General features: G+C 69.9%; 15 protein-coding genes and 1 tRNA gene. 6 read left to right on the top strand and 10 right to left on the bottom strand.

All coding sequences use genetic code 11. From position 1 onward, the window contains the following. Positions 1–7: 7 nt before the first annotated feature. From ACFE6Z_RS07995 to galT, 5 genes are all read right to left on the bottom strand, one after another. Positions 8–1,486 carry a carboxylesterase/lipase family protein gene (locus tag ACFE6Z_RS07995; RefSeq protein WP_375385194.1) on the bottom strand — a complete coding sequence of 493 codons (1,479 nt, stop codon included), beginning with the start codon at positions 1,484–1,486 and terminating at the stop codon, positions 8–10. After that, the gene (locus ACFE6Z_RS07990; RefSeq protein WP_375385193.1) at positions 1,476–2,135 is read right to left on the bottom strand and encodes a TetR/AcrR family transcriptional regulator; all 660 of its coding nucleotides are present in this window, start codon (positions 2,133–2,135) and stop codon (positions 1,476–1,478) included. Before ACFE6Z_RS07990 ends, ACFE6Z_RS07995 begins: the two co-directional genes overlap by 11 nt. Positions 2,136–2,218: 83 nt before the next feature. After that, the gene (locus ACFE6Z_RS07985) at positions 2,219–3,064 is read right to left on the bottom strand and encodes an alpha/beta fold hydrolase (RefSeq protein ID WP_375385192.1); all 846 of its coding nucleotides are present in this window, start codon (positions 3,062–3,064) and stop codon (positions 2,219–2,221) included. A 166-nt stretch (positions 3,065–3,230) separates the two neighbouring features. Then, positions 3,231–4,409 carry a galactokinase gene (galK, locus tag ACFE6Z_RS07980; protein WP_375385191.1) on the bottom strand — a complete coding sequence of 393 codons (1,179 nt, stop codon included), beginning with the start codon at positions 4,407–4,409 and terminating at the stop codon, positions 3,231–3,233. Beyond that, positions 4,406–5,569, bottom strand: coding sequence for a galactose-1-phosphate uridylyltransferase (gene galT, locus ACFE6Z_RS07975; protein ID WP_375385190.1), 1,164 nt, complete (start codon positions 5,567–5,569; stop codon positions 4,406–4,408). Before galT ends, galK begins: the two co-directional genes overlap by 4 nt. An 83-nt stretch (positions 5,570–5,652) precedes the next feature. On the opposite strand from galT, the gene ACFE6Z_RS07970 reads away from it, so the two are divergent. Beyond that, entirely contained in the window at positions 5,653–6,675 is a 1,023-nt protein-coding gene (locus tag ACFE6Z_RS07970) for a LacI family DNA-binding transcriptional regulator (protein ID WP_375385189.1), read from the top strand. A gap of 81 nt (positions 6,676–6,756) precedes the next feature. Here the strand turns inward: ACFE6Z_RS07970 and galE are convergent, their stop codons facing one another. Together galE and pgm are read right to left on the bottom strand one after the other, a co-directional pair. Further along, complete coding sequence (galE, locus tag ACFE6Z_RS07965; protein WP_375385188.1) at positions 6,757–7,737, bottom strand: UDP-glucose 4-epimerase GalE; 981 nt, start codon at positions 7,735–7,737, stop codon at positions 6,757–6,759. 67 nt (positions 7,738–7,804) lie between these two features. Next, positions 7,805–9,445: a phosphoglucomutase (alpha-D-glucose-1,6-bisphosphate-dependent) gene (gene pgm / locus ACFE6Z_RS07960; protein WP_375385187.1), complete on the bottom strand. Its 1,641-nt coding sequence runs from the start codon at positions 9,443–9,445 to the stop codon at positions 7,805–7,807. Positions 9,446–9,512: 67 nt separating this feature from the next. Here pgm and pheA point away from each other — a divergent pair, with 67 nt between their 5' ends. Further along, positions 9,513–10,481: a prephenate dehydratase gene (pheA, locus tag ACFE6Z_RS07955; protein ID WP_375385354.1), complete on the top strand. Its 969-nt coding sequence runs from the start codon at positions 9,513–9,515 to the stop codon at positions 10,479–10,481. A 1-nt stretch (position 10,482) separates the two neighbouring features. Here pheA and ACFE6Z_RS07950 read toward each other — a convergent pair whose 3' ends face one another. The 3 genes from ACFE6Z_RS07950 to ACFE6Z_RS07940 are packed head-to-tail and all read right to left on the bottom strand — an operon-like array spanning position 10,483 to position 14,036. Continuing rightward, a complete protein-coding gene (locus ACFE6Z_RS07950) occupies positions 10,483–11,544 on the bottom strand; it encodes an LLM class flavin-dependent oxidoreductase (protein WP_375385186.1) in 1,062 nt (353 codons plus the stop codon). Between the two features lie 43 nt (positions 11,545–11,587). Further along, on the bottom strand, positions 11,588–12,967 hold the full coding sequence (locus ACFE6Z_RS07945) for a cryptochrome/photolyase family protein (RefSeq protein WP_375385185.1): 1,380 nt from the start codon (positions 12,965–12,967) through the stop codon (positions 11,588–11,590). Between the two features lie 58 nt (positions 12,968–13,025). Continuing rightward, positions 13,026–14,036: a diacylglycerol/lipid kinase family protein gene (locus ACFE6Z_RS07940; RefSeq protein WP_375385184.1), complete on the bottom strand. Its 1,011-nt coding sequence runs from the start codon at positions 14,034–14,036 to the stop codon at positions 13,026–13,028. Positions 14,037–14,084: 48 nt separating this feature from the next. On the opposite strand from ACFE6Z_RS07940, the gene serS reads away from it, so the two are divergent. The 4 genes from serS (at position 14,085) to ACFE6Z_RS07920 (ending at position 17,790) form a co-directional block, all read left to right on the top strand. Next, positions 14,085–15,365 (top strand): serine--tRNA ligase, encoded by a 1,281-nt coding sequence (gene serS, locus ACFE6Z_RS07935; RefSeq protein ID WP_375385183.1) that lies wholly within the window; start codon positions 14,085–14,087, stop codon positions 15,363–15,365. Continuing rightward, on the top strand, positions 15,362–16,294 hold the full coding sequence (locus ACFE6Z_RS07930; RefSeq protein ID WP_375385182.1) for an HAD family hydrolase: 933 nt from the start codon (positions 15,362–15,364) through the stop codon (positions 16,292–16,294). The genes serS and ACFE6Z_RS07930 overlap by 4 nt, the downstream gene beginning before the upstream one ends. 98 nt (positions 16,295–16,392) lie before the next feature. Continuing rightward, positions 16,393–16,477: transfer RNA gene (locus ACFE6Z_RS07925), tRNA-Ser, on the top strand. A 41-nt stretch (positions 16,478–16,518) separates the two neighbouring features. Then, complete coding sequence (locus ACFE6Z_RS07920) at positions 16,519–17,790, top strand: LCP family protein (RefSeq protein WP_375385181.1); 1,272 nt, start codon at positions 16,519–16,521, stop codon at positions 17,788–17,790. Positions 17,791–17,821: the final 31 nt, after the last annotated feature.

Here is a 17,821-nt window from a genome sequence, read left to right as displayed (position 1 = left end):
CGACGGATCAGACCAGCGCGCGCACGCTCGCGTAGCCGTCGACCGACACGTCGGGGAGGGATGCCTCGCCCCCGAACACCCGCGTTGCCCCGGGCCGCGCCGTCCACGCCGGCCACCCCGGCTCACCCTCGCGGATGAACGCGACCGCCGCGCCGTGCATCGCATCCGCAAGAGCCCGAGGCGGAGCTTCGCCCGCGATCGCGGTCACCCCCTCCGCGTCGAGGCAGTCGAACCAGAACGGCACGTCGAGGCAGTGCACCGCCCAGTGCTTGGTCGGCGACACCCACGAGAACCGGTAGGCCCAGGTCGGAGCATTCCCCCGTGCCTCCACGGTGCGCACGAGCGAGGCCCGGAACAGTCGGTCTGTCGAATATCGGCCCAGCACCGCCGCCGTGCCCTTCCGACGCTGCGCGGCGTTGGCCGCGAGGTAGCGGCGCCGCACATCGCGGTCGCGCACCATCCGGCCGAGGGCGAGGGATGCCGGGACCAACCGCAGCTTGCCCTTCGCGCTGTCGGTCACCATCGTGAACTCGTCGTCGTTGGCGCCCAGCACGAGCGGTTTGTCGGCGCCGACCCCATCGCGGATCGCGTCGAGGGTCGGGCGGACGAGGAGGTCTCCGTCGATCATCGGACCCCACGGGAGTCCCTCATCCAGGAGCGTGCCCAGCGCGGCCAGCGGGTCTGACGAGTCGGGCGAGGCAGCCGCCTCCTGCAGAGCGAACAGCCGCGCCTCGGGCACCGATGCGAAGCCGTCGCGCGTCGCCGGCACGCCGGCGAGCCGGGCGAGCCTGGCCGACGCCGTGCGTGCGCGCTCGCCCGAGACGTTGGCGATCGCGCCGGAGAGGGCCCACGCCGAGTGGAACAGATGCTGGGCGGCCGGCATCCCGAGCAGGATCAGCACCGCTCCGCCACCGGCGGACTGCCCCGCGATCGTGACGCGCGCGGGGTCGCCGCCGAATTGGGCGATGTTCGCCTGCACCCATTCGAGCGAGGCGAGCCAGTCGCGCACGCCGCGGTTGCTCGGGGCGCCGGCGATGTGGCCGAACCCGTCGAAGCCGAGGCGGTACGAGACCGTCACGGTGACAACGCCGTCGCGGTTGAATGCGCGCCCGTCGTACCAGGGGCTCGCGGGCGACCCCTCGGTGTACCCGCCGCCGTGGATGTAGACGAGCACGGGCAGGGCGGCAGAGGGATCGCCGGGCGCGGGGGTGAAGACGTTGACGTTGAGCGTCGCGTCGCCGGGGATCGCCGGCTCGGGGATCAGCGTCTGCTCGCCGGGCTTATCGCGCTTGGCGGTCGCGCCGTACTCGATCGCGTCGCGCACTCCGTCCCACGGCTCGGGTGGCGCCGGTGCCGCGAAGCGCAGCTCGCCGACGGGCGCCTGCGCGAACGGGATGCCGAGGAAGGCCGCGGAACCGTTGCGCCACACTCCGCACACGGCGCCCGGAGCGATGGTGACGATCGGGGCGTCGGCATCAGAATCCATCGGGGTCCTTGCGTTCGGCCGGCGCGGGCACCGGGGCGAGGGCAGTCGGAGAGGGGGCAGTCGGGGAGAGGGCATCGAAGAGCGCGTCGATGATCGCGGGCATGTCGACCTGGGGATCCAGCATCCACTGCACCTGCAAACCGTCGGCGACGGCCTGGAAGATCCGCGCGAGGGTGTCGGGGTCGATGCGGTCGGTGAGGAGGCCCATTGCCTGCTGGCGGGCGAGTACGGCGGTGAAGGTCTTGCGCAGGCTCGCGCCCCGGCCGAGGAAGTACGCGTGGGCGGGATGCTCGGGGTCGGCGCCGTCGACGGCAAGCCGTGAGAACAGCTGCACGAGACCGGGAACCTCGCAGTTGTGGCGGATCACCCTCACGTAGCCGTCGCGAAGCGCGGTGGGCGAGGCATCCATCAGCGCGTCGGAACCGTAGTGCGCCAGATCGACCTCATCGCGCTTGCGCAGGATCTCGGTGAACAGCTCGTCCTTGCTGTCGAAGTAGTGCAGGAGCCCTGCCTGGCTGAGCCCCACCGTGTCAGCGATCACTTTCACGGAGGCGCCGCGATAGCCTTCACGAGCGATCACGCCGAGGGCTGCTTCGAGGATCTCCTCGCGTTTTGCCACGCCCTTGGCGTAGGAACCGCGTTGTGCCATGCCACAGACCCTAAACCGAACGGCCGCCAAACCGAACATCGCTTGATATTCGGAGCGATCCGCCGCCAGAGCGGCCGCCCGCGTCAATCTGCGAGGAAGTCCAGCAGTACCTTGTTGACCTCGTCGCCGTGCGTCCAGAGCATTCCGTGCGGGGCGCCCTCGATCTCGACGTAGGTCGCCCGGGGCAGCAGTTCGCGGAACCTGCGCGCCGTCGCATCGATCGGCAGGATGTTGTCGGCGGTGCCGTGCACGATGAGCGTCGGGATGTCGGTCTCGGCGATCGTCGCGATATCGGCGCGGAAGTCGGTCGGCCAGGTGAGGGGAGCTGCGGCGATCGCGGCGTTGCCCGCGAGGTTCGCGGCCTGGATGCTGGCATCCAGCGCCTCCTGCGAGATGCGCGTGCCGAGGTTCTCGTCGAGGTTGTAGAAGTCTTTGTAGAACCCGGTGAGGAACGCATACCGGTCTTCGCGCACCGAGGCGGCGATCCCGTCGAAGAACTCCTGCGGCCCTGCGCCCTCGGGATTCTCGTCTGTCTTGAGCAGGTACGGCTCGAGCGAGCCCAGGAAGACCGCCTTCGCGATCCGCATGCTGCCGAACTTCGCGATATAGCGCGCGACCTCGCCGGTGCCCATCGAGAAGCCCACGAGGACCACGTCCTGCAGACCGAGCTCGATCATGAGCTGGTCGAGGTCGGTCGCGAACGTGTCGTAGTCCGACCCGCTCGCGGTCTTGGTCGATGAGCCGAACCCGCGTCGGTCGTACGCGATGACGCGGTATCCGGCATCCAGCAGCGCCGCCTGCTGCTTGCCCCACGATTCGCCGTTGAGCGGGAATCCGTGGATCAGAACGACGGTCTGACCCGCGCCGTGGTCGGTGTAGAAGAGGCTGACTTCGGCCGTGTTCTCGGTGCCGACGATGATGCGCGCCACGATATGTCCCTCCGTCGCGGGGTTTCCGCGATCCCTTCGACGCTAAGCGCCTGCGTTCTTCCGCGGTAGGGCTTGCGCGCCCGCCGTCGTGCGCTCTCGCGTCTCGAGATCCCCCGCAATGCACCCTCGATCCCCGCGATGCACCCTCGATCTTCGGAGTGCACCCTCACGCGTCGCGTCGCGCGCCCTCCGACGGCGTCACGGTGAACATCGTCGGAGCCGAGAACCGGGATGCTTCGAATGCAGCGGCCACAGCATCCATCGTCGTGGCGACCCGGTCATGGTCGACGAGCGCGATCGCGGCACCGCCGAAGCCGCCGCCGGTCATCCGCGCACCGACCGCACCCGCCGTCATCGCCGAGTCGACGGCGGTGTCGAGCTCGGGCACCGAGATCTCGAAGTCGTCGCGCATCGATGCGTGCGAGGCGAGCAGCAGTTCGCCGATCGCGCCGGCGCCTTCGGTGCGCAGGGTGTGCACGGTGTCGAGCACGCGCTGGTTCTCGGTGACGATGTGCCGCACCCGGCGGAAGGTCACGTCGTCCATGATCTCGGCAGCACGGGGGAGGTCCTCGACCGATACGTCGCGCAGCGCCATCACTCCCATGAGCCGCGCGCCGAGTTCGCACGATTCCCGGCGGTCGCGGTAGCCGCCCGTGGCATGCGAGTGCTTGACGCCGGTGTCGATCACGAGCACCTCGAGGCCGGCCGCCGCGAACCCGAGGTCGACGACCGTGGCCTCGAGCGAGCGGCAGTCGAGGAAGATCCCGGCGTCTGCGCGGCCCAGCATCGCCGCCATCTGGTCCATGATCCCGGTCGGGGCGCCGACTGCGTCGTTCTCGGCCGTGCGTCCGATGCGCGCGAGCGCGACGCGATCGAGGCCGAGCTGCCATGCGTCGTTCAGTGCCGTCGCGGTCGCGCCCTCGATCGCGGCCGATGACGAGAGACCGGCTCCGATCGGCACGTCGGACGCGATCGCGAGGTCGAGGCCGCTGAGCTCTGAGGGATCGACGACGGATGCCGCGACCAGCGCCCACGCGACCCCCAGCGGGTAGGCGGCCCATTCGGGCACGCGACCCTCGGACGGGAAGAGTGATGGCAGCTCGGCGATGGGCACCTCGACCGCATCTGCGGCGAACGTCGACGTCACGCGGATCACAGCATCCTGACGTATGCCCAGAGCGACATGCGTGCGGTGGTCAATGGCGAACGGCAGCACGAAGCCGTCGTTGTAGTCGGTGTGCTCGCCGATGAGGTTGACGCGGCCGGGGGCCGACCACCCTCCGAACGGCTCGGCGTCGGTGAGGCCCCGGAGGAGCGCGCGGGCCTCGGTCGCAGCATCCGTCATCGCTCGATCACCTCGCGCAGTCGCGCCGCCGAGGTTTCGGGCGGGATGTCGCCGATCCAGGCGCCCATCGCCGCCTCGGAACCTGCCAGGTACTTCAGCTTGTCGACGGCGCGGCGGGGGGAAGTGACCTCGAGGTGCATGCGGATCGCGTCGCGCCCGACGTGCACGGGCGCCTGGTGCCAGGCCGCGATGTACGGGGTCGGCGTGTCGTACAGCGAGTCGATGCCGCGGAGCACGCGCGGGTACACCTCGGCGAGTTCGTCGCGCTCCGCCGCCGAGGTCGCGGCGAAGTCGGGCACATGCCGGCGCGGGGCCAGGTGCACCTCGACGGGCCAGCGCGCAGCGAACGGCACATAGGCGATCCAGTGCTCCGCCTCCACCACGACGCGAGGACCGGACGCCTCCGAGGCGATGATCCGCTCGAACAGGTCGGCGCCCTCGCGGTCGATCGCGGCAAGCAGCAGAGTCGTCCGGGGCGTGATGTAGGGATAGGCGTAGATCTGACCGTGCGGGTGGCGGAGCGTCACACCGATCTCTTCACCGCGGTTCTCGAACGGGAACACCTGCTGCACGCCGGGGAGGGCCGAGAGGGCGGCGGTGCGGTCGGCCCACGCCTCGATCACGGTGCGCGCGCGGCTGCGCGTCTGCGTGCCGAACGACCCTTCGTGCGCGGGCGAGAAGCACACCACTTCGCAGCGGCCGACCGAGCTGCGGGTCCGGTCGAGTCCGGGCGCTTGGAGGTCGTCGAGGCCGCGGGGCGGATCGGCGGCGGCGGGCGCTGCGTCCGTCGCCGCCGCGAGCGCGGGGCCGAACGACGGCGATTTGTTCTCGAACACCGCCACGTCGTACACCGACGGGATCTCGGAGGCGTTCGTCGCAGTCTGCGGCGCAAGGGGGTCGAGGTGCGCGGGCGGCAGGAACGCGCGGTTCTGCCGGGCGGCGGCGATCGAGATCCAGTCGCCGGTCAAAACGTCGCGCCGCATGGTGGCGGTGTCGGGCCGAGGGTCGAGGACGCGGGCGTCGACCGAACGCTCCGCCCCCAGCGTCGTGTCGGCGTCATCGTAGTAGATCAGCTCGCGCCCGTCGGCGAGCCGCGTAGCGCGCTTGACGACCCCCGCACCTAGCTCGACGGCGGGCGTGTGCAACTCCGGTGTGTTCACGTCAACACGATAATACAAGCCCATGTTATCGTCAACATCACCATGATGACCGGAGTTGTGAACACGGAGGGGCGGGCACAATCATGAGTGACCGCAGAGTCTCGATGGCAGACGTCGCTGCCCGCGCCGGGGTATCCGGCCAGACCGTCTCGCGCGTGGTCAACGGGAGCCCGCGCGTCGATCCCGCGACCCGCACCCGGGTCAAGGCGGCGATGAGCGCGCTCGGCTATCGTCCCCATCGCGCCGCGCGCGCGCTGCGCACCGGCCGCACGCACACGATCGGGCTGGTCGTGTCGACGCTCGCCACGGTGGGAAACTCCCGCATGCTGCAGGCGGTGGCGGATGCCGCGGCATCCCGTGGCTATGCCCTCACCGTCGTCACGCTCGGCGCGACCGCGCACACGGGGGCAGACATCGACACCGCATTCGAAAGCCTTCGCGAGCAGGGGGTCGACGGCGCCGTCGTGCTGAACGAGGCGACGGCCGTCGTCAGGGATGCCTCGGCGCCCTCGGGCCTCCGGCTCGTCGTCGTCGACTCGCCCGCCGATGATCGATTCGGCGTCGTCGGGACCGCGCACGCCGACGGCGCGCGCGCTGCGACCGAGCATCTGCTCAGCCTCGGGCATCGCACCGTCCACCACATCGCGGGCCCGGCCGACTCGTTCGCGGCCGCCGAGCGCGAGCGCGGCTGGCATGCGGCGCTCGCGCGCGCCGGTGCCCGCACGCCCGACGTGGTGCGCGGCGATTGGACCGCAGCATCCGGTCACATCGCAGCAGCGACCGTGCCGGGCAATGCCACCGCCGTCTTCGCGGCCAACGATCAGATGGCGCTCGGGGCCCTACGGGCGTTCGCCGAGGTCGGTCGGCGAGTGCCGGACGACGTGAGCGTCGTGGGATTCGACGACATCGCCGACGCCGCCGACTACCTCCCCCCGCTCACCACCGTGCGGCAGGATTTCGACCGTCTCGGCGAGCGGGCCGTCGCCCTCCTGGTCGGCTCGATCGAGGGCGATGGGCCGGCGCGCGGTGTCGAGTCGGTGCCGACGACGCTGGTCGTGCGCGCAAGCACCGCGCGCCCCACCCCCGCTTCGGGCGAGACCGGATAGGCGGAACGAGACGGCGACGATCCGTGTCGGTCTCGTACCGCCTATCCGGTCTCGCGGAAGGGTCGCGGACGAGGAGGCGGGTCAGGCGCCTGCCGCCCGCCGCGCCTCCCAGCCGGTGCGCACCATATCGTCGACCGAGTAGCGCATCGCCCAGCCCAGGTCGCGGGTCGCGAGTTCGCCCGACGCGACGATCCGGTCGGGGTCGCCGGGGCGCCGGGGCGCGATGTCGGGGGTGAAGTCGATCCCCGTGACGCGCGCCATGGCGTCCATGATCTGCCGCACGCTCAGCCCGTCGCCCGAGCCGAGGTTGTAGGCGGCCTCGATGGGCTCGCCACCTGCCAGACGCTGGGCCGCGGCGACGTGGGCGAGCGCGATGTCGGCGACATGCACGTAGTCGCGCGTGTTGGTGCCGTCGGGGGTGTCGTAGTCATCGCCGTTGATGCGGGGCGTGCGCCCGGCGAGGAGCGCCTCGAACACCAGCGGGAACAGATTGTGCGGGCTCGTGTCGTACACGGTCGGGTCGCCCGAGCCGACGACGTTGAAGTAGCGCAGCGACGTGTGACGAAGCGGATGCTCCGACTCGGCCGTCGCGACACCCTGATCGCGCAGCAGCCACTCGCCGATCAGCTTCGACTCTCCGTAGGGCGAGGCAGGCGCCTTCGCGGTGTCCTCCGTGACGAGGGCGACATCCGGCGTGCCGTAGACGGCCGCGCTCGAGGAGAAGACGATGTTCGCGACATCCGCCGCCTGCATCGCCTCCAGCACGATGCGCGTCGCCTCGACGTTCTGCGCGTACGTGTGCAGCGGCCGCTGCACCGAGACGCCCGCGTACTTGAAGCCGGCGACGTGGATGACGCCCTCGACGCCGTACGTGCGCAGCGTGTCTTCGACCAGCGCCCGGTCGAGGATCGACCCCCGCACGAACGGGACGCCCTCGGGCACGAACGAGGCATGCCCGCTGGAGAGGTCGTCGATGACGACGGGAACCAGTCCGCCGTCCGCGAGGGCGCGCACGACGTGCGCTCCGATATAGCCGGCTCCGCCGGTCACAAGCCAGGACATGGTGCTCCTTCGTGAGCGAGTTGTCGGGGGTGGGCTCGCGGTGGCGATCGGCCAGCGCGAAACGCGCTCAACCGCCGAGCGCCTCCGAGACGACCGCGCGCGCCTCCTCCTGCACGGCGTGCAGGTGATCGGGCCCGCGGAGGCTCTCGGCGTAGAGCTTGTAGACGTCCTCCGTGCCGGACGGGCGCGCGGCGAACCAGGCGTGCTCGGTCTGCACCTTCAGCCCGCCGATCGCCGCGCCGTTGCCGGGCGCGTGCGAGAGCTTGGCCGTGATCGGCTCACCCGCGAGTTCGGTCGCGGTGACAGCATCCGGAGAAAGCTTCGCCAGCCGCGCCTTCTGCGCCGGAGTCGCGGGTGCATCCACGCGCTGGTAGACGGATGCTCCGTACGCGGCCTCGAGCTCGGCGTACCGCTGCGACGGGGTCTTGCCCGTCACCGCGAGGATCTCTGCGGCCAGCAGGCACAGCAGGAGCCCGTCCTTGTCGGTCGTCCACACGGTCCCGTCCTTGCGCAGGAACGAAGCGCCGGCCGACTCCTCGCCGCCGAACGCGACCGATCCGTCGAGCAGGCCGGGGACGAACCACTTGAATCCGACCGGCACCTCCAGGAGCGTCCGGCCCAGTGACTCGGCGACCCGGTCGATGATCATCGACGAGACGAGGGTCTTGCCGACCGCGGCATCCTTCGGCCACCCCTCGCGGTGTGAGTACAGGTAGTCGATCGCGACGGCCAGGTAGTGGTTGGGGTTCATCAGGCCCGCATCGGGCGTCACGATGCCGTGGCGGTCGGCGTCGGCGTCGTTGCCGGTGAGGATGTCGTAGTCGTGGCGCTTCGCGACGAGCGATGCCATCGCGCTCGGCGACGACGGATCCATGCGGATCTTCTCGTCCCAGTCGAGCGTCATGAACCGCCAGGTCGGGTCGACGTCAGGGTTGACGACGGTCAGATCGAGCCCGTAGTGCTCGGCGATGAGCGCCCAGTACTCGACGGATGCTCCGCCCAGCGGGTCGGCGCCGATGCGCACCTTCGCGTTCTTGATCGCCTCGATGTCGATGATGTTCTCGAGGTCGCGCACGTACGCCTCGCGGAAGTCGTACTCGCCGAGCGCGTCGAAGTCGATGTCGGAGGGCCGCCGTCGATGCACGCCCTGCAGGCCGGCCGCGATGAGCTCGTTGGCGCGGTTCGCGATCCAGCCGGTGGCATCGGTGTCTGCGGGGCCGCCGTTCGGCGGGTTGTATTTGAAGCCGCCGTCGCGGGGCGGGTTGTGGCTCGGGGTGACGACGATGCCGTCGGAGCGGCCCGGGTCATCCAGCGCGCGATCGCGGTTGTAGGTGAGGATCGCGTGGCTCAGCGCGGGGGTCGGCACCCACGAGTCGCGGGCGTCGATGCGCACGTCGACTCCGTTTGCGACGAGCACCTCGATGGCGCTGCGCTCGGCGGGTCGAGACAGACCGTGGGTGTCACGGCCGAGGAAGAGGGGACCTCCGATGCCCTGGGCGTTGCGGTAGTCGACGATCGCCTGGGTCGTGGCCAGGATGTGGTCCTCGTTGAAACTCGTCGACAGCGACGAACCACGGTGGCCGCTCGTGCCGAACGCGACGCGCTGCTCGGGCACTGCCGGATCGGGGTGACGGTCGTAGTAGGCGGTGATCAGTTCATCGACGTCGATGAGATCGGATGCTTCGGCTGGCTGTCCTGCGCGGCTCATGCGTCCAGTCTGTCACCGGATGAAGTCTCGCCGAGGAAAAGGGCGCGATGGCTAGGCTATGCGGGTGATCAACGACCCGGCGGTGGACCAGCCAGAACGCCGCACCTACAGCTTTCTCGGCCCGGCGGGGACGTTCACCGAGGCGGCGCTCGCGCAGGTGCTCGAGGCGCGCGACCAGCACTGGCGCCCCGTGCGCAATGTCGGCGAAGCGCTCGCCGACGTCGTAGAGGGGCGATCGGACGCGGCGATGATCGCGATCGAGAACTCCGTCGACGGGGGCGTCTCGACCGCGCAGGACGCACTGGCGACCATGGGCGGGCTGCGCATCATCGGGGAATACCTGGTGCCGGTGAACTTCGTCCTGGTCGCTCGGCCGGGCACCGCGCTCGCCGACGTGTCGCTGATCGCCGCCCACCCGGTGGCCTATGCGCAGTGCCTGCAGTGGCTCACCCGTGAGCTGCCTGCACACGCGCACCTGCCCGCGGCGAGCAACATCGCCAGCGCGGTGGGGCTCCTCGACGGCACGAGTGACGCGGATGCTGCGATCGCCGCCCCCGGAGTGCTCGAGCACCATGATCTCGACCTGCTCGCCGAGCGGATCGGCGACAATCCTGCCGCGGTGACGCGGTTCGTGCTGGTCGGCCGGACGGTTGCGCCGCCCCCGCCGACGGGGGCGGACAAGACCTCGCTCATCGCTGAGCTGCCCGAAGACCACCCGGGCGCACTTCTCGAGATGCTCGAGCAGTTCGCCACCCGGGGCATCAACCTGTCGCTCCTCGCGTCGCGTCCGATCGGCGACGCCCTCGGCCGGTACCGGTTCGTGATCGACGCCGACGGCCACATCGAGGATGAGCGAATGGCGGACGCCCTCATGGGCCTGCGCCGCTTCAGCCCGCGCGTCATCTTCCTCGGCTCGTACCCGCGTGCCGATCGCGCGGTCGTGCACTACCCCGACCGCTATGCCGACGACGTGTTCGTCGAGGCGCGCGACTGGCTGCGGGGCCTGGTCAGCGGCGCCCCCGTCGAAGACGTCTGACTCAGGCGGCCTGCGCGGCCGCGATCAGCTCGAGTGTCTGGGTGCGGCCGGGCGAAGCATCCAGGGGCTCACCGTCATACGAACCCGCGACCGGCGAGATCATGATCTCGTCGACGCCGTGCCGCGCGGCGAACTCGCTGAGCGCGGATGCCACGTCCGCCCCCGTGCCGACGAACCACTTCGAGCGGGCCGACGCCATGATCGACGCGGCCAGACCGTCGAAGTCGGACGCGCCGGCGATGGCCTGTTCGACGGACTCCATCGCCGCCAGCGGCCGGTTCGTGCGCAGCCGCGCCATCATGCGCTGGTTCGGCAGCGACCGCGCCTCGGCCTCTTCCGCGGTGGGTGCGGCGATCGCGTTCGCGGTGAGGAACGTGCGCGGAACGGACAGCGTCGCCGACGGCCGGAAGCCGGTGCGGTAGAGATCGAGGGCGCGCTCGAGCCCCTCGCCCGAGAAGTGGTTCGCGAACACGTACGGGAGGCCGGATGAGGCGGCCAGCTGTAAGGAGTAGTCGCTTGAGCCGAGGAGCCACACCTCGGGGGTACTCTCGGCCGCGGGCGTCGCGTGCACGTCGTACGTGCCGCCGCTGGAGAACTGCACGGTCGCGCCCTCGGCGGAGACGAGTGAGACGATGTCGCGGATGTTGTCGGGGAAGCGCTCGACATCGCTCGTCGTGCCCGACATGCGCAGGAGCTGGCTGATCACCTGATCGCTCCCGGGCGCCCGGCCCAAGCCCAGATCTATGCGCCCCGGCGCGAGCGCTTCGAGCGCCGCGAACTGCTCCGCCACGACGAGCGGAGAGTGGTTGGGCAGCATGACGCCGCCCGAGCCGACCCGGATGCGGGTGGTGCGCACCGCGGTCGCCGCGATCAGCACCGGAGGAGTCGTGGAGGCGACGGCGGGCATGTTGTGGTGCTCGGCGTACCAGTACCGCCGGTAGCCGAGCGCGTCGGCGCGTGTCGCGAGATGGAGGGATGCGGCGACCGCCTGCGCACTGCTCTGACCGCCGCGCACCGGCACCAGGTCGAGGACGGACAGGGCGGGACTCAGGAGCTCAGACATCACCCGAGACAACCGCTCCGGGCACGAGTGCATTCCGCGCCGGTCAGCGCGGCGCGCGCTTGACCTCTTCGTACGCCTCGAGCGCAGCTTTCCGCGATTCGCCGAGGTCGACGAGCGGCTCGGGGGTCGCAGCATTCGGATCCGCGTATTCGGGCGCCCACCTGCCCACGTACTGGCCCGACCCGTCGAACTTCTTCGCCTGCAGCTCGGGGTTGAACACCCGGAAGTACGGCGCCGCATCCGCACCGGAACCGGCGACCCACTGCCAGTTAAACGGGTTGGATGCGCCATCCGCGTCCACCAGCGTGTCCCAGAACCACTGCTCGCCGAGCCGCCAGTCGATGAGCAGGTTCTTGATGAGGAAGGATGCCGTCACCATCCGCACCCGGTTATGCATCACGCCCGTGTGCCACAGCTCGCGCATGCCGGCATCCACCAGAGGCACGCCCGTGCGGCCCTGCTGCCACGCCTCGAGGTGCGAAGGCTTCAGGCGCGGCCAGGGGAAGGCGTCGAACTCGCGGTGCAGGTTGACGGTGGCGAGGTCGGGGTGGAAGAAGAGGGTGTGCGCGGCGAATTCGCGCCACCCGAGCTCGGACAGGAAGCGCTGCGCCGCGGCCGCCCGCGTGCCCGTCGCGCGCGCATCGACGGTGTCGTGCCACACCGTGTGTGGACTCAGCTCACCCCACCGCAGCCGGGGCGAGAGTCCTGACGTGACGCCGGCCGAAGGTTCATCGCGTGCGCGGTCGTAGTCGTCGAGGTCGCCGGCGAGGAATTCGCGCAGCCGAGCCCGTGCCGCCGGTTCGCCCGGCTCCCATGCGTCGCGCAGTCCGCCGGCCCAGTCCGGACGCGTCGGCAGGAGTCTCCAGTCCTCCAGCCGGTCGCCGGCCGGGGTCGAGCTCGGCCCCGGGATCTCGCGCGGCTCGGGCATTGGCGCGCGCGGAGCGGGCAGCGCGAGACAGGCGCGCCAGAACGGCGTGAACACGGAGTATGAGGTGCCCGATCCGGTCTGCACCGTCCACGGTTCGAACAGGAGCGATGCCGCGAACGACGACACCTCTACGCCGTCCTCGCGCAGCGAGGCCTTCAGCTCGGCGTCGACCGCCCGCTCGGCCCCGCCGTAGCGCCGGTTCCAGAAGACGGCGCCGGCCGCAGCATCCGCCACCGCCTGCGTGACCACCTCGACGGCCGGTCCGCGCCGCAGCACCAGCGTCGAGCCGCGCTCGCGGAGGCGCTCGCCGAGTGAGGCGAGCGATCCGTGCAGCCACCACTTCGCGGCGCCGCCGAGCGGGCGAATGCCATCGGATTGCTCGTCGAGCACGTAGAGGCCGATGATCGGCTCGCCGCGATCGAGCGCAGCGCGCAGCGCCGGGTTATCAGTCAGACGCAGGTCGTCGCGGAACCACACGATGGAAGGGCCGGCCACAGGGTCATTCTCGCACCTGCGATCCGGGGATCGGGGGGCTTGCGAAACGCAGCGACCGTCAGAACCCGGCGGTGTTGTGCCCCTTCGGCACCATCGTGATGAGCCCGCCCGCCACCACGCGGCACTCGAGCCGTGATGCCACACCGAACTCGTCGCCGTCCAGCTGCACCGGTTGGGGCTCGACCGCCGCGACCTCCACACCCGCGCCGCGGGAGTAGAGCACCGAGTTGTCTTTCGTGCGCAGCGCGAGCACCCGCCGCCCCGTCCGGAACCGGCGCAGGAAGCTGTTGTCCCACGCCACGCGCCGCCACACGAGGATCCAGCCGAGCGCGCCCTTGGGCTGGAAGATCACGACGTCCAGCTCGCCGTCCGACACCGACGCCTCGGGGATCAGCTCGAGGCCGGCCGGCAGCGACCCGCAGTTGGCGACGAGGATGCTCTGCACCCGCGCCGAATGCAGCCGCCGCCCGGGAATCTGGTACATGATCCGGAAAGGCTTGGCGTTCACGAGCGAGCGCGCAGCTCCGTCGACGTAGGCGATCCACCCGACGCGCTTCTTGAGGTCGCCGCTGGTATTGGCGATCATCGCGGCGTCCAGCCCCATGCCGCCCATGACCACGAAGGCCCGCTCCTCGGTACTGCCATCCGCGCGGGTCATGGCCGCGAACCCGACGTCGATCGGCTGGCGATCGCCCTCGAACGTCGCGCGGATCATCGCCTGCGGATCGGCCAGCGGCAGCCGCATGTTGCGGGCGAGCAGGTTGCCGGTGCCGCTGGGCACGATCGAGAGGGGAACACCCGAGCCCGACATCGCCTCGACCACGGCGCGCACCGTGCCGTCGCCGCCGGCGACGAGCACAGCATCCGCTCCCTGTTCCAGAGCCTGCCGCGTGACCTCGTCGCCGAGGTCTGCGGGGGTGGTCTCGAAGAACAGGGGATGCTGCCACCCGGCCTCGCTCGACAGCTTCTCCACGCTCGCGCGCAACGCCGTCTTGTCGACCTTGATCGGGTTGTAGACCAGTGCCGCCCGCCGCCCGCCCTGGTCGGGATCGGCGGAGGGCGTGGTCATGGGGCAACCCTAGTCGGGCTCGCGCACCCCCGCCCCTAGACTTGTCGGGTGATAGATCCGGTGCTGCTGCGCGAACGACCCGAGCTCGTCAAGCGCTCGCAGGTGTCTCGCGGCGAGTCTCCAGACTCGGTGGACGAAGCCGTCGCGGCCGACCGCGAACGACGTGCGGCGATCACCGCCTTCGAAGAGCTGCGCGCGTCGCAGAACGCGCACGGCAAGCTCGTCGCGCAGGCTCCGAGAGAGGAGAAGGCCGCGCTGATGGCCCAGGCCAAGGAGCTCAGCGCCCAGGTCAAGTCCGCGCAGCACGCCGTCACCGTCGCGGAAGAGGCAGCGGATGCTGCGCTCGGCCGCATCGAGAACATCGTGATCGACGGGGTGCCGGAGGGGGGCGAAGACAACTTCGTCACGCTGCGCACGCACGGCCAGACCCCGACGTTCGACTTCGAGCCGCGCGATCATCTCGCCCTGGGCGAACTGCTCGGAGCGATCGACATGGAGCGCGGCACCAAGGTGTCGGGCAGCCGCTTCTACTTCCTCACCGGCATCGGCGCGCGCCTCGAGCTCGCGATCATGACGCTCGCCCTCGACCGGGCGCTGCAGGCGGGATTCACCCCGCTCATCCCGCCCACCCTGGTGCGTCCCGAGGTCATGCGCGGCACCGGATTCCTCGGCCAGCACGCCGATGAGATCTACCACCTCGAAGAAGACGACCTCTACCTCGTCGGCACGAGCGAGGTGCCGCTCGCCGGCTTCCACATGGGCGAGATCCTCGACCTGGGCCGGGGCGCGAAGCGCTACGCGGGCTGGTCGACGTGCTACCGCCGCGAGGCGGGCTCTTACGGCAAAGACACCCGCGGCATCATCCGCGTGCACCAGTTCAACAAGCTCGAGATGTTCGTGCACACCACCCCGGAAGACGCTGAGGCCGAGCATCTGCGCCTCGTCGCCATGCAGGAGGGGATGCTCCAGGACCTGGGTCTCTCCTATCGCGTCATCGACGTCGCGGCCGGGGATCTCGGCTCCAGCGCCGCCCGCAAGTACGACGTCGAGGCGTGGGTTCCCACGCAGGACGCGTATCGCGAGCTCACCAGCACGAGCAACTGCACCACCTACCAGGCGCGCCGGCTCGATATCCGCTACCGCCCCGACGTCGACGCGGGCGAGAAGTCCAAGACGGCGTTCGTCGCGACCCTCAACGGCACCCTCGCCACCACCCGCTGGATCGTCGCACTCCTGGAGACCCACCAGCGCGCCGACGGGTCGGTCACCGTGCCCGAGGTGCTGCGGCCGTACCTCGGTGGACTCGAGGTCATGGAGCCCGTCGAGTGACGCATCAGCCGGGGCATCCGCCTCACCTGCCCGAAACCGGCAGCGTCGAGGTCGTTCCGCGCGCCGACGCCGCCGAGCTCGTCGAGGAGATCGCCGCGGATGCCGCCGACCCCACGACACCCACCGAGCGGCTGCTCATCGTGCTCGACATCGACGGCACGATCCTGCTCGACGACGAGAGCCTCAGCCCCGGCGTCCTGGATGCGGTCAAGCACGCGCACACGGCCGGCAATGAGGTCATGCTCGCGACCGGGCGCAGCTGGAGCGGCACCAGCCACATCCAGCGGGTGCTCGACATCGCGCCCGAATACGTCGTGTGCTCCAACGGCGCGGTGATCATGAAGCGGATCGGCCCGGCGGGCAGCGGCGAGGCGCAGTACGAGAGGTTCCACACCGAGACCTTCGACCCGACCACCGTCCTGACGCTGCTCAAACAGCACCTGCCGGAGGCGCGCTACATGGTCGAGCTCGCGGGCGGCGACCGGCTCTACACCGAGACCCTCGACGACTGGAACCTGCAGGACGCGCACAAGGTGCCGTTCGACGAGCTGACGAAGCATCCGGTCAGCAGGGTCGTCGTCGTCGCGCCCGGGCAGACCGAGCAGGACTTCGTGAAGCTCGTCGCCGAGATCGGCCTCAACCAGGTCTCGTATGCGATCGGCTGGACCGCGTGGCTCGACATCGCGCCGATGGGCGTCGACAAGGGGTCGGCGCTCGAGCTCGTGCGCGACTGGCTCGGGATCGATCCCGCCCACGTGCTGGTGTTCGGCGACGGCCGCAACGACGTCGGCATGTTCCGGTGGGCCCGCGAGAACGGCGGCCGTGCGGTCGCGATGGCGCAGGGTCCGCAGGAAGTGCGGGATGCTGCGGGCGAGTCGACCACGTCGGTGCAGGACGGCGGCGTGGCCGAGGTGCTCCGCAAGCTCTAGCGCGAACTCAGGCGCGCCGCACAGGACCTGCCCAGGCGCGGTGGAGAGAATAGTCCGAATGGGCCTGTCGATTAGACTCGAGCACTGTTCCGCTAATGGGAGGGTTGTCCGAGCGGCCGATGGACCTGGTCTTGAAAACCAGTGGGCAGCAATGTCCCGTGGGTTCGAATCCCACACCCTCCGCTTCATAAGGTGCGAAGCGCCGTACTTCCGAGAGGTGCCGAGTGAGTCAGACGACCAAGCCCGCTAAGCGTGGCCGTCGCCCGGTGGCGCGTCATGGGGCGCTGAAGTCGCCGCATCCGTTCTCTCAATTCCTGAAGATCGTCGGAGTCATCGTCGCCGTCGTGCTCGTCTCCGGCGCCGGCGTCGCGGCCTACTCGGTGTATTCGCTCACCTCCACCGTCGCCAGCAATGCGGTCGACCTCGAGGGCCAGGCCGCCGTGCCGCCGGATATCGGGGCGATCGAGGGCGGCGTGAATCTCTTCGTGGCGGGCACCGATGAGTGCCTCCCCGAGTTCAAGCAGTACTTCGGCGACCGTTGTACGGGCGCGGATTCGAGTGGCGAACTCAACGACGTCAACTTGCTCGTGCACATCTCCGACAACCCTCGGCGGGTCACGGTGATCTCGTTCCCGCGCGATCTCATGGTGCCGATCCCCTCGTGCACGAATGAAGACGGCGACGAGACGTCGGCGATGAGCAAGCAGCAGATCAACTCGGCGTTCTCGTACGGCGGCCTCTCGTGTGTGGTCAAGACCGTGTCCGATCTCAGCGGAATCAGCATTCCGTTCGCCGCGAAGGTCAACTTCGGCGGCGTGATCAACATCACCGATGCGATCGGCGGGGTCGACGTCTGCATCGGCAACGGTGGCATCCGTGACGTCGACACCGGCATCGACTGGCCTGCGGGCATCCGCACCGTCACCGGCATCGACGCGCTGCAGTTCCTGCGCACCCGCCACGGACTTGTCAACGGCAGCGACCTGGCGCGCATCAGCAACCAGCAGCAGTACATGTCGAAGCTCGCGAAGAAGCTCGTGAGCGAGAACGTGCTGTCCAATCCCGGGACGCTGCTCAAGCTCGCGACCACGGCGGTCAACAACATCACTCCGAGCACGAGCCTCACCAACCCAGTCACGCTCGTTCAGATCGCGCTCGCGGTCAAGAGCGTCCCGTTCGACCAGATCGTCTTCGTGCAGTATCCGGTGCTCACCGATCCGTACGACGCCAACCGTGTCGTCCCCGACTACAACTCGGCCGATGCACTGTGGGCGGCGCTCGCAGCGAACCAGCCGATCACGCTCACGAGCGACCCCGACGCGGGCGGCGGCGTCATCGTCGAGAACCCCACCCCGGCGGCGACACCCGATCCCGCGGCGACCGCGACGGACGGCGCGAACCCCGCCCCCACCTCCACATCCGTGGCGCTCCCGAGCAACATCCCGGGCGTCGACGCGTCGCAGGACACCTGCTCGGCCGGCAACGTCTCGGGCTGATCCGGTTCGTCGCGGGCGTGGGCAGCGGTTA

Origin of the sequence: uncultured Microbacterium sp., from assembly GCF_964244775.1 — a bacterium.
Classification (GTDB): domain Bacteria; phylum Actinomycetota; class Actinomycetes; order Actinomycetales; family Microbacteriaceae; genus Microbacterium.
This window is presented reverse-complemented; position numbering and strand designations above follow the sequence as displayed.